Annotated in this window: 6 protein-coding genes and 1 pseudogene; 4 read left to right on the forward strand and 3 right to left on the reverse strand. The window is 67.8% G+C overall.

Going from position 1 to position 12,928, the window contains the following annotated elements:
• Positions 1-13: 13 nt before the first annotated feature.
• The 3 genes from rsgA to SACTE_RS22090 all read right to left on the reverse strand — a co-directional run bounded on the left by rsgA (position 14) and on the right by SACTE_RS22090 (position 3,221).
• Positions 14-1,030, reverse strand: a complete 1,017-nt coding sequence (gene rsgA, locus SACTE_RS22080; protein ID WP_014048235.1) for a ribosome small subunit-dependent GTPase A — start codon at positions 1,028-1,030, stop codon at positions 14-16.
• Positions 1,031-1,034: 4 nt separating this feature from the next.
• Positions 1,035-2,414 carry a 3-phosphoshikimate 1-carboxyvinyltransferase gene (gene aroA, locus SACTE_RS22085; protein ID WP_014048236.1) on the reverse strand — a complete coding sequence of 460 codons (1,380 nt, stop codon included), beginning with the start codon at positions 2,412-2,414 and terminating at the stop codon, positions 1,035-1,037.
• Between the two features lie 93 nt (positions 2,415-2,507).
• Positions 2,508-3,221, reverse strand: a complete 714-nt coding sequence (locus tag SACTE_RS22090; RefSeq protein ID WP_014048237.1) for a M50 family metallopeptidase — start codon at positions 3,219-3,221, stop codon at positions 2,508-2,510.
• A 531-nt stretch (positions 3,222-3,752) separates the two neighbouring features.
• Here SACTE_RS22090 and SACTE_RS33410 point away from each other — a divergent pair.
• The 4 genes and pseudogenes from SACTE_RS33410 to SACTE_RS22105 form a co-directional block, all read left to right on the forward strand.
• Positions 3,753-3,929 (forward strand): annotated as a pseudogene (locus SACTE_RS33410) (IS4 family transposase); the annotation flags it as partial.
• Between the two features lie 1,283 nt (positions 3,930-5,212).
• Positions 5,213-10,144, forward strand: a complete 4,932-nt coding sequence (locus tag SACTE_RS22095) for a DUF6531 domain-containing protein (RefSeq protein ID WP_019992375.1) — start codon at positions 5,213-5,215, stop codon at positions 10,142-10,144.
• Positions 10,145-11,371: 1,227 nt separating this feature from the next.
• Positions 11,372-12,187 carry an SOS response-associated peptidase gene (locus SACTE_RS22100; protein WP_014048239.1) on the forward strand — a complete coding sequence of 272 codons (816 nt, stop codon included), beginning with the start codon at positions 11,372-11,374 and terminating at the stop codon, positions 12,185-12,187.
• Positions 12,188-12,204: 17 nt separating this feature from the next.
• Complete coding sequence (locus SACTE_RS22105; protein WP_014048240.1) at positions 12,205-12,855, forward strand: alpha/beta family hydrolase; 651 nt, start codon at positions 12,205-12,207, stop codon at positions 12,853-12,855.
• Positions 12,856-12,928: the final 73 nt, after the last annotated feature.

The raw sequence follows: 12,928 nt of genomic DNA on the forward strand, positions 1-12,928 counted from the left end.
CCGCCGCAGGCCGTCAGTCGCCCTCGCGGCGCTCCCGGGTCGCCAGCAGACGGCGCAGCGAGTCGAGGCGGGCGGGGTCGGCGTGTCCCTCGGCCACCCAGGCGTCCAGGGCGCACTCCGTCTCGCGGCTGTCGTGGGTGCAGCCCCGCGGGCAGTTCTCCGCGCCCGGCTGAAGGTCGGGAAAGGCGTTGATGACCCGGGAGGGGTCGACGTGGTGCAGCCCGAACGACCGCACCCCGGGGGTGTCGACCACCCAGCCGCGGTCGTCCCCCAGCGGCAGCGCGAGCGCGGAGGTGGTGGTGTGCCGGCCCCGCCCCGTGACGGCGTTGACCACGCCGGTCGTGCGCCGTCTGTCCTTGGCCACCAGGGCGTTGACCAGGGTCGTCTTGCCCACCCCGGAGTGTCCGACGAAGGCGGTCACCTTGCCGTCCAGCAGAGCGCGCACCCCTTCGGCCGCGTCACCGTTCTCCAGCTCCTCGCGGCTGGTGACGACATAGGGGACGCCCAGCGGCGTGTACGCCTCCAGGAGTTCGTCCGGGGAGGCCAGATCGGACTTGGTCAGCACCAGGAGCGGGGAGAGCCCGCCGTCGTACGCCGCGACCAGGCAGCGGTCGATCATGCGGGGGCGCGGTTCCGGGTCGGCGAGCGCGGTGACGATGGCCAGCTGGTCGGCGTTGGCGACCACCACCCGCTCGTAGGGGTCGTCGTCGTCCGCCGTGCGGCGCAGCACCGAGGTGCGCCGGCCGATGCGCACGATGCGGGCCAGGGTGTCCTTGTCGCCGGAGAGATCGCCGACCAGGGAGACCTGGTCGCCCACCACCGCGGCCTTGCGTCCCAGCTCGCGGGCCTTCATCGCCATCACGGTGCGGCCGTCGACGAGGCAGGTGAGCCGCCCCCGGTCGACCGTGAGGACCATGCCCTCCTGGGCGTCCTCGTGCTTGGGGCGGGTGTGGGTGCGGGGCCGGTTGCCCTTGGGGTTGGGACGGACGCGGATGTCGTCCTCGTCGGGGTTCTTCCCGTAGCGGCGCACCGGCTCAGGCCCCGGGCCTCTTCGTGGGCGTCCCGAGCGCGCCGGGTGACACCCCGACCGTGTCCGCGTCGGAGTCGAGCATCCCGGTCCACAGGTCAGGGAAGTCCGGAAGGGTCTTCGCGGTCGTGCCCACGTTCTCCACCTCGACCCCCGGCACGGCCAGGCCGATGATCGCGGCCGCCGTCGCCATCCGGTGGTCGTCGTACGTCCGGAAGACACCGCCCTGAAGCGGGCGGGGCCTGATCATCAGGCCGTCGTCCGTCTCCTTGACGTCACCGCCCAGGCCGTTGATCTCCTCGGTGAGTGCGGCCAGCCGGTCCGTCTCGTGCAGCCGCAGATGGGCGACGCCGCTCAGGGTGGACGGGGAGTCGGCGAGGGCGGCCAGCGCCGCGATGCCCGGGGTCAGCTCGCCGACCTCGCTCAGGTCGACGTCGATGCCGTGGATGCGGCCCGAGCCCGTGAAGGTGAGACCGTGTTCGGTCAGCTCGCAGCTGCCGCCCATCGCGGTGAAGATCTCGCGCAGCGCGTCACCCGGCTGCGTGGTCCGCGTCGGCCAGTCGGGGACCGTGACCCGGCCGCCCGTGACCAGCGCGGCGGCCAGGAACGGCTGCGCGTTGGAGAGGTCGGGCTCCACGGTCAGGTCGCGGCCGAGCAGGGCCGAGGGCGAGACCCGCCAGACGTTTCGCTCGCCGCCCGTCTCCGGCTCGTCGACCCGGGCACCGACGGCGCGCAGCATGTCGACGGTCATCCGGATGTGCGGCATGGACGGCAGGGTCGAGCCGGTGTGGCGTACCTCCACCCCCTGGTTGAAGCGGGGGCCGGAGAGGAGCAGGGCGGAGACGAACTGGGAGGACGAGGAGGCGTCGATCGCCACCGTGCCGCCGTCCAGCGCGCCCGCGCCGTGCACGGTCAGGGGCAGCGCGCCGCGGCCGTCGTCGTCGATCCGGGCGCCCAGCGCCCGCAGGGCGTCGATCACCCCGTGCAGCGGGCGCTCGTAGGAGCGGGGGTCGCCGTCGAAGTGGACCGGGCCGTCCGCGAGGCAGGCCACCGGCGGCAGGAAGCGCATGACGGTGCCCGCGTTGCCGACGTCGACGGTGGCCGGGCCGTGCAGGCCGGCCGGGATGACCCGCCAGGCCTCGCCCGAACCGTCCGGGCCCACACCCTCCTCGATGCCCACGCCCATCGTGCGCAGGGCCTGGGCCATCAGCAGGGTGTCCCGGGAGCGCAGCGGGCGGCGCAGCCAGCCCGGCTCGGAGGACAGCGCGGCGAGGACCAGGGCGCGGTTGGTGACGGACTTCGATCCGGGCACGGTGACGGTGGCGTCGACGGCCCCGGTCGCGTAGGGGGCGGGCCAGAGGGCGGGGTGCACGGAACTCTCGGTCATGCCCCTCACTTTAGTGGCTCACCGCAAACCCAGAGCCTCAACAAATGGGGAGAAATCTGGTCGTAACGCAAGGGTGGTACGGGCCGTATCCCCTCACAGCCCGAGCAGCCAGCGTCCTCCGCCGATCAGCGAGCAGAGGGACACCGCGTGGAAGAGGAACAGCCACATCGCGGCCGGGGCGTGCGTCAGCCGGGAGAGCTGGTCGGCGTCGGAGTCCGGCGCACCGCCGTGGCGCCGCTTGGACTGGAGCTCGAAGGCAGGGCGCACCCCGCCCAGCAGCAGGAACCAGACCACGGTGTAGGCGAACGCCGACTGGACGTCGGGCGAGGTGAGCCAGGACACCAGCAGGAAGGTCGTACCCGTGAGGATGACCGTCAGGGCACCGTACAGGTTGCGGATCATCACCAGCATCACCGCGAGCAGCGCGGTGGCCAGCCACAGGAGCAGCGTGATCCGGCCGTCGGCCAGCAGCCAGGCGCCGCCGAGGCCGAGCAGCGGGGGAGCCGTGTAGCCCGCCGCCGCGGTGAGGATCATGCCGATGCCGGTCGGCCTGCCGCGGCTGACCGTCAGCCCGCTGGTGTCGGAGTGCAGCCGGATCCCGGAGAGCTGCCGCCCGGTCACGAGGGCGATCAGCCCGTGACCGCCCTCGTGCGCGATGGTGATCGCGTTGCGCGAGAGCCGCCATATCAGGTTCGGTACGACGGCGACGAGCGCGGCGATGGCCGTCACGACCACCAGCCACTGCTCGGGCGCGGGCTGGGTGCCGAAGACGCGATCCCACAGATCGCCCAGTTCGGTGCTGTCCATGATGCGGGCGGCTCCTTGAGGTACGTGAGGCAACGGCATCCGCTCGACGCGCGGATCGTGGCAGTCTGGCACTTATGTGCGGACGGTATCTGTGACGCCGACGTAACAGGGATCGTTCCTGACGGCAAACATGCAGGTCACAGCGTTGCAGCCCCGGAGCGATCCGGGGCTCTTGCTTTACCCGTGCTGACTGGGTGCTGACCTGTGGACACCTGTGATCACCCCAGGGAACCCGTCCCGTGCTGGGATGGTGCTGATCTCCTTGCACATTCCCAGTTCGGCGTGCCGTTGCCCTGGCGGTCGACCACTGCGTCTGTGCGTAGCGGAGCGCCATCGCAGACGCACCACCGTAACGCGCGGCCGGTGTCGGGAGGGTTGGTGCTGTTTCATGAGTGCGAGGCCGCGCCAACCGCGGTGGGCCTCCGTGGCCCGGATGTGGCTGCTTACATCATCTTCACTCGATCGCAGCCACTATCGGAAACAATCCAGCACTCATCCGACGATGGGGCCGAGCAGGAACATAACGGCTTCCTGCTCGTCCACCACGCCATCCGAAACCTCATGCACCAGGCCGCACGGCAAGCCGGCCACGATCCCGACCGGATCTCCTTCATCCGCTCACTGCGCGTCGTGCGCCGCCAGGTCACCGACCAGGCGGCGTTTTCCCCCCGGCAGACTCACCCGCGCGGTCAAAGCCACCCACGCTGAACTCCTCGAACGCCTCCTGCCACCACGACGCCGCCGGGCCAACCCCCGCGTCATCAAACGCAAAGTCGCCAGCTGGCCGCTCAAACGCGCCGCCCACCGCGTTACCGATTGGCCACGCGTCCCGGCCATCACCATCACCCAAGCCACCAAACCCAAACGCGTGAAGCGGGCAAAAGCGCCCTAAGTTAACGGCATTGAGGCTAGGGGCGTAGGGCGGACGCCGGGCGCGCAGGTGTGCTGGAGCAGAGGGCATCGTGCCAGCAGGGCCCGTGCTCTCCGGCAGGGGGACGGGCAACCCGACCAGGGCGTCGGCCTCATCGGTCTGCGCGTGCCCGGCGAGCAGCGCGACGAGACGTTCGGGGCCGACCCCGTGCGGGCGACCAGTTCTCGCAGCCGGGCCCCCGTCTGTTCGTCGGTGACGTACCGGCCGTCGAGTTTGTAGGCGTGACCGGCCGGCCAGTCACGGTGGGATCGTCGGCAGCCTCGCTCGCGTACAAGGTCATGCCAGGCCCCGCGGCGGCGGGTGTCGAGGCCGGCCCAGGTGTTCACGGTGGCCGGCGAGCCATCGCTCCCAGATCGACCGGACAGGCCGAAGCCGCCCGCCGCAGACTCGCCTGTGATGGGTGATCGACTGCGCGCTCTTCAGCCATTATCTGATCGGCAGATGCCAGGGGAGCGGCACTGAGCAGCCGATATCGATGTAACGCGCATCGATATTAGGTCACGCTGCGGCGTCCCACCCCTAGAGCGGCGTCGAGTCACACATGATCGCCTTCGACTTTTCTTCACTCTCCCCGCACGGAAGGCGCACCATGTACGCGCGAATACGAAGATGGCTGATCGCAACACTGGCGCTTTTTCTCATGGCTATAGCGCTTCCTTCTACGGCATGGGCCATGCCCAGCCGCCCGGCCGCTGAGGACGCTGCAGTGAAAGTCGCCTCAAATAGGGTCGAGCCACTCAAAGCGCCGCGGGCCATGACTCTTCAGCAGCGTCACAAGCAGCTGAGGGAATCGCGTGACCGCGTATCGCCGATGCGCGGATACGTTCAGCCACGCAAGGCGAAGCCGTCAAACACGACTCCGCGCGAGAGGCCCGGAGAGCGAGCTGACTCTGGCCCCGCCGCCGGAGCAGCCGACGGCACGGTCGCGCCGCGGTCCGCGGCTGCAGTCGCGGACCCTGCATGGGTTTCCGCCTACGCCAGCGCTTACCCGGAGTACCTGTCAATCGGCGGTCAGCTGCAGTTCAGTTCGGGCACCGCGGCGTCGTACTCCGGTCTGTGGATGTACGTCGTGGACGAAGGCGGCAACATAGTCTTCGACCAAGAGATAAACAAGGCGACCGGAGATCCCACCGGCAAGTTCACGGAGAACGGGGCCTGGTGTTACGGCTGGTGGGCCAACAACCCCTACCCCGCCGACCAGTGTTTCTGGTGGTCGTCGAACAAGCTGGGCGGCCATCTGAAGGACGGCAAGAAGTACTACGCCTGGATATTCCTGAAAGGGGCGGACGGCACATACGGCGCCAACGGCACAACGTCCGGCCTTGTCCAAGCGTTCTACACCCCAGGCATCTCCAATGCGCAGAGCGGTACGTGTACGTGCTACGCGCAGACCCACCGGGCCGACCCCGTCAACACGGCGACCGGCATCTTCACCGAACGCTTCAACGACGCCCTGCTCGGCGGATCCGGAGTACCGCTGTCCCTGGACCGGTACTACCGGTCCGACTCCAGCTCGACCGGGCTCCTGGGCAAGGGGTGGACAACCCCTTTCGATTCCAAACTGACGGTCACGTCGAGCAGCGTGACCTACCAGACGGACGACGGCGCGAAAGTCGTCTTCGCGCAGGCAAGCAACGGTTCGTACACGGCACCCGCCGGAACGAAAGCGCGGCTGGCCAAAACCAGTACTGGTTACACCCTCATCACACCTGACCAGATCCACCGCTCCTACACGAGTAGCGGGCAGTTGACGTCCCTCCTCGACCTCAGCGGCCACGGCCTCACCCTGTCCTACAGCGCGGGCAAATTGGCCTCCGTGACCGACGCCGGCGGCCGCACCACTGACTTCTCCGTCGACGCCAACGGGTTGCTGACCAAGGTGACGCTGCCTGACTCGACGTCGGTCACCTACGGCTACACCGGTGGGCTGCTGGCCTCCGTCACTGATCGCGCGGAGAAGAAGTCCTTCTACGGGTACGACGGGAGCAGCCGTCTTAACTCCGTCACTGATCCGGCCGGCGGCCATGTGACCAATGTGTATGACTCCAGCGGACGGGTCACATCGCAGACGGATCAGGAGGGCAAGGTAACGAAGTTCGTGTGGGGAGGTGTGACGGGCTCCCGTGAGACAGACACCACGGACGCGAACGGTGGCGTCTGGACTGACGTGTACTCCGGCAACGTTCTCCTGCGGAGCATCGACCCCTACGGCCATGAGACCGCGTACACCTACGACCGCCACCTGCGCCAGGTAGAGATCACTGACGCCCGCGGCAATTCGACCGACCTGGCCTACGACAGCGCCGGGCACGTCCTGTCGTACACCCCGCCGACCTCTCTCGGTTACTCGGAGAGCTGGACCTACAACACGGCGGGCAACGCCCTCACCTATACCGACGGTCGAGGCGACAAGACGACGTACGAGTACAACTCCGTGCAGCAGCTGACCTCGTCCACCAACCAACGAGGCGGCCAGATCCGCTACGAGTACAACTCGCTGGGTGCGCTCAAGAGCATCACCTCGGCACGCGGAAAGACCACCACCTTCGGTTACGACTCGGCCGGCAACCGCACCTCCGTCACCACTCCGCTGGGCTACAAGACCACCTTCGAGTACGACTCGGCAGGCCGAGTCACGGCGCAGACCGATCCGCGAGGCAACACCGACGGCACCGATGCCGCGGACTACACCACACGCTATAAATACGACGCACGAGGACTGCTGGAAAAGTCGACCGATCCACTCGGTCACTCCACCTCGTACCACTACGACGACACGGGTCTGCTCAGCTCCGTGGAAGACCCGGCAGGCCGGACCACGTCGTACGAGTACGACGACGCCGGCCGCCTCACCAAGACCACTGCTCCCGCAGGCAGAACCACGGTCCGCAAGCACGACAACGTGGGCAACCTGCTGTCCGAGACCAACGCCCTCGGTCACACGACCTCCTACACCTACGACAAGGCCAACCGTCTCAGCTCGTCGACGACTCCACGGGGCAACGTCGCGGGTGCGGACGCGAGCGCCTACACGACCACCTACGGATACGACGCCAACGGCAATCAGACCCAGATGGTGGATCCGGCCGGCGCGAAGACCACGACCATGTACGACGCGCTCAACCGCGCGACATCGGTGACCGATCCCCTCCTCCACGTCACCAAGACCGGTTACGACAAGGTCGGCAACGTCTCATCCACCACGGACGCGCTGGGCAAGACCACCAAGTACACGTACGACGACGCCGGACATGTCCTCACCCGGACCAACCCGCTGGGCAAGGTCACCGCGTACGGCTACGACGCGGACGGCAACACCACCTCCGAGCTGACCCCCGTCGGCCGCAAGTGGACATGGAGCTATGACGCCGACGGACGCCAGGCGTCACAGGTCGACCCGCGCGGCAACGCCACAGGCGCCACCGCAGCCGACTACACCACCGCTTACGGGTACGACGCGGCCGGCAATCAGACCAGCATCACAGACCCGTACGGCAACCAGCAGTCCACCGAGTACAACAGCCTGAACCAGGTCACGGCAGGACAGGACGCGACCAAGCACCGGACCGCGTACGCCTATGACGACCTGAGCCGGATCAAGACGGTCACCGCCCCCGACGACGGCACCACCACTTACTCCTACGACACCGTCGGCAACGTCCAAACCCGGACCGACGCCAACCAGCACGTCACCACCTACGGCTATGACTCACTGAACCGTCTCACCTCGGTCACCGACCCGCTCAAGCACTCTGTCGCCTACCACTACGACCCTGACGGCAACAACGACACCACCACCGACGCCCGCGGCATCGTCACCACCGTCACCTTCGACGCACTCGGCCGGCCCACCGCGACCAAGTACAGCGACGGCACCCACGCCACGTCCACGGCCTACGACACGGCCGGCAACACCCGCCAGATCGTCGATGCGAGCGGCACCCGCACCTTCACGTACGACAAGGACGACCGGCTCACCGGCATCGCCATGCCGACCGGGAAGGCTTTCGCCTACAAGTACGACGACGCGGGCCAGCTGACAGAGCGCACCTATCCGGACGGTCAGCTGACGGCCTACACCTACACCGCCGACGGCGATCAGGACTCCGCCACCACCAACGGGGCGAAGACCACCATCACGCACACCTCGGCGCACCTGCCGCTGGCCATCACCTACCCCAACGGCTACACCGAGACCCGCAGCTACGACCGCGCCTTCCGTCTCACCGACATCGTCAGCAAGAACGCAACCAAAACCCTCTCCTCCCGCCACAATGTCCTGGACGGCAACGGCCGCCCCGTGCGCGTCGACGCAGCGGAGAACTACGCAGGCACCGCAACCACCAAATCCGCCCACTACACCTACGACGCCTCCGGCCGGCTGCTGAGCGACTGCGCCTCCGCCACCCAGACCACCAGCTGCCCATCCGACGCCCCAACCACCAGCTACACCTACGACCAAGTCGGCAACCGGCTGACCCAGACCAGCCCAGACAGCACGACCACCTACAAGTACAACGAAGCCGACGAGCTCCTCCAGAGGACCAACGGCACCGCCACCACCGGCTACACCTACGACGCCGACGGGAACCAGACCACCGACGGCATCGACACCCTCGCCTACGACGCCACCAACCACCTGAAGTCCAAGGGCGCCACCAGCTACACCTACGACGCCGACGGCAACCTGACCTCAAAGTCCAAGGGCACTCTCACCACCGCCTACACCTGGGACATCAACAACGGTCTTCCCCAGTTGGCGATGGTCGGCAGCTCCGACTTCACCTACAACGAACTCGGCCAAGTCGCCTCAACCAGGCAGGCCGCCGGCACCTTCTACTACCACCACGACCTCATAGGGTCGATCACCGACCTCACCAGTGCAAGCGGCGCAGACACCTCCCACCACGCCTTCGGCGACTTCGGCGAGAACTCCAAGAACCTCAACGGCGGCGCAGAAGACACCCCGGCCAGCAACTTCGGCTTCACCGGCGCCTACACCGACCAGACCATCCAGAACGACTACGACGCCGTCGCCACCAGCATCGACCTCCGAGCCCGCAACTACGACCCCGACACCGGCCGCTTCACCAGCCGCGACCCCCTCACCCCAGACCCCACCACGCCCTACCAATCCGCCTACAACTACGCCAACAACGCACCCACCTACCTCGCCGACCCGTCCGGTCAATGCTGGTGGATACCGAACAGCGGCAGCAAAAGCTGCTGGACCACAAAAATTCCCGGCACCGACGCCATCCCGCTCGCACCGTCCATCGAGGCCTTCGGTAACTCCATTGTCGACGCCTGCAAGAGCGGCGCTGCATACGCGGAGACGAACGGACGCTGGGGCTGGACCGGCTGCGTCGACGAATTCACCGGCGTCAACTCCTTCCGCAAGTCCGCCGACTGCATCAGTGCGGGCGCTTACGGTGAAGGGGCACTTTGGGGACTCAACGGCGTGGGCATCGCCGGCCTGTCACTGCTCGGACCCGAGGGGAGTGCGGCAGAAGGAGTTGGCGGTAGAGCCGCTGCCCTTGGCGAAAGGCCGTCCACGAACCCGTTCCCGGGCATCGGCGCTCCCTTGAAGTCCATCGTGACGCCCAAGACTGTCTATCGTGGCGATGCGAGGGACCCTTCGGTGGTCTTCAGCACGGGATTCCAGGTCAAAGCCTCAGACGGCAACCTCGATCTGCATCAGTATGGGCTCTACAACACACCGTCCGCGTGGGTGGGGACAAGTGTTCGCCCCAGCTTGGCCGCCATGTTCCCGCAGAGCGCGAAAGGCAGTACCTGGGTGTATGAAATCGCCTCACCCGGAACAGGGATCAACATGAACAAAGCCATGGGCATGGGTTACGTGTTCAGGGCCGAGAAGGAGATCGTGTTCCCGGATGGTATAGACCCTTCCCGCATCGTCCGTGCCGTGAGATGGTCCTGGGGGATGCCCACGAAGCAGGTAGTCGAGAACCCGGGATACGTGCCGCGATGATCAGAGTCTGTGTTCGAGCGCGGTTGCGGGACGACGTTGAAGAGTCATGGATCGCTCGGTGTTCCGAAACGGCACCTTGGAGAATCGAGGTATCGAATACCCGAGGGCAGCGCTACGCCGCAGAGGGCGCTGATCTGTTCGTCGCCCTACAGGAAGTCCGCAAGAGTCTGGATTCGATCGGTGTGCGTCTTTGCTGCAACGGTGCGCGCACCAATGCACGCCCCTCACCGCTGGCGGCTCGGCAAGGGTCTGAGTTCGTTTACCTGGTGCATCGAGGCAGGCCAGCCACCAGCAGAGACGTGGTCCCAATTCTCGGTCCTGCGCCAGTGGAGACCATTGGGACCGTGGATGAGCAGGAACGGGCCTGGCGCTCTCTTGCCCTTTCCCGCACGCGTTCTCTGTGGCCAATCAATCCTGCGTGGTGGGCCGCGTGGCTGCGCGTAAAAGTGCACGGGCCGCAGTTCTGGATTCCGTCAGTGGACGCGGATGGGTTCACTACCTGGGCGCGGGGTGCTTACCGCGAACGGACGGGCTAATGATCACGGCCTTGTATGACGGGTCGGTGAATGAGTCCGTAGTTCGTCATGCGTGCCACGACGCGCCAGTTCCACTGTCGAACGGCTCACCTGCGTAAGCGATGCGTGAGCGGACGGTCCGGCACAGGGCATCCCGAGCCGGACCGTCCGTCCTGCCGTGCGGCGCTGAACAGGCAAGACAGCACCGCACGGCAGGACCGGGCACCCTCGGCACGAATGCGAGCCCACTCCGGGAGCGAGGGCTGGCCTACGTGGGAAGAAGGTCACCCACCCGAAGGGTGCCGAGCCGCACCAACCCGCCTACGGCGGTCTCGGACCGCCCACCCTTCCCGCTTGACGGTGTGAAGTCCCACGGGATGTTCCGTTAGTTAGACGATCACCGGAACCCTGGTCACCACCTCGGACTACTCGTCCGTGTTCCGTAAGGTCATGAAGACCCTGGGTTACGACTGGTCACGTCACTGCCTGCGACTTGGTTCGCCTCGACCGCGCTCGATAGCGGTCTGCCACTCTTAGACGTGTCCCGGTGGCCGGGGCACAGGAGCATCAAGGGGACGGCGGACACGTACGGGCACCTTACGCTGGACGCCACTGGCCGGGCGGTCAAGGTGATGAATGTGACGCTGGCCAGCACTGTGCTGACTTGGTGCTGACTGAACAGGTATTTGCGCAGGTCAAAGGGGTTCTTCATATGTGCGGACGGTATGCGGCCGGTCGGCGGCCAGAGGACCTGACCGGACTCTTCGGGGTCGAGAAGTGGGAGCCGACGGAGGCCTTGGAGCCCGACTGGAACGTGGCCCCCACCAAGGAGGTCTACGCGGTACTCGAGCGTCCACTGAAAGACGCCGAGGACCGGCGTCCGGTTCGCCAGCTGCGCGCCCTGAAATGGGGACTGGTCCCGTCGTGGTCGAAGTCGCCGGAGGGCGCCGCCCGCATGATCAACGCCCGGGCGGAGACCGTCCACGAGAAGCCCTCGTTCCGCCGTCCCTTCGTGTCGAGGCGGTGCCTCCTGCCCGCCGACGGCTACTACGAGTGGATGACCGGCGCCGACGAGCGGCAGCTGGAGGAGAAGGGGAAGAGGAAGCGGCCCCGCAAGCAGCCGTACTTCGTGACCCCCGCGGACGGTTCCGTCTTCGCCATGGCCGGGCTCTACGAGTTCTGGCGCGACCCCTCCCTCCCCGAGGACCACCCGCGGGCCTGGTGGGCGACCTGCTCGGTGATCACCACCGAGGCGGAGACCTCCCCGCTCGCGGTGGCGCCCGCCGAAGGACCGGCCGCGCTCGCCGACATCCACCCCCGGATGCCACTGATGCTCCCCCCGGACCGCTGGGACGACTGGCTGGATCCCTCGCACACCGACGTGGAGGAGCTCCGGGCACTGCTGGAGCCGCCGCCCGGCGGCCTGATGCGGGCCTACCCCGTCGGCACCGCCGTCAGCAACGTCCGCAACAACGGCCCGGAACTCATGGACGAGCTGGCCGCGCCTGAGCTCAGCACGCTGTTCTGACCGGGCAGGATGGCTCCGTGAGCCCTACAGAGACCGGAAGCGGTACCGAATCCGTCGACACCGGCGCCGGAGTGGCCAGGATCACCTGGCTGCCCGCGCGGAGCGCCCGGCTGGTGCTCGCCGTCGGCCACGGTGCGGGCGGCGGCATCGAGGCCCGGGACCTCCAGGCGCTGGCCGCCGTGCTCCCCGCGCGTGGCGTGAGCGTCGCCCTGGTGGAGCAGCCCTGGCGGGTGGCGGGGAAGAAGGTGGCTCCCGCGCCCCGGACGCTGGACACCGGCTGGCAGGGGCTGTGGCCCGCGCTGAGGGCCCCGGGCCTGCCGGTCGTGGCCGGCGGACGCAGCGCGGGGGCCCGGGTGGCCTGCCGTACGGCGGCCGGGCTCGGCGCCCACGCGGTGCTCGCGCTGAGCTTCCCGCTGCACCCGCCGGGCCGTCCGGAGAGGTCCCGGGCCGACGAACTGCTCGGCACCCGGGTGCCCACCCTCGTCGTCCAGGGCGGCCGCGACCCCTTCGGACGGCCCGCCGAGTTCCCCCCGGGGGAGCACCGGCTCGTCGAGGTGCCCCACGGGGACCACGGATTCGCCGTACCGAAGAAGGCACCGCTGACCCAGGATCAGGCGTTGGACGTCCTGACCGGTGCGGTCGCCGACTGGCTGGACGGGCTGCCGTAGTGGCGTGGTTCACCCGTGTCCCGGGCCGTCGGGGGCCCGGGAATGCGGCGTGCGGGGCGGCTGTTGTGCGTGG

The sequence above is a fragment of the Streptomyces sp. SirexAA-E genome, assembly GCF_000177195.2.
In the GTDB taxonomy this organism is placed as follows: domain Bacteria; phylum Actinomycetota; class Actinomycetes; order Streptomycetales; family Streptomycetaceae; genus Streptomyces; species Streptomyces flavovirens.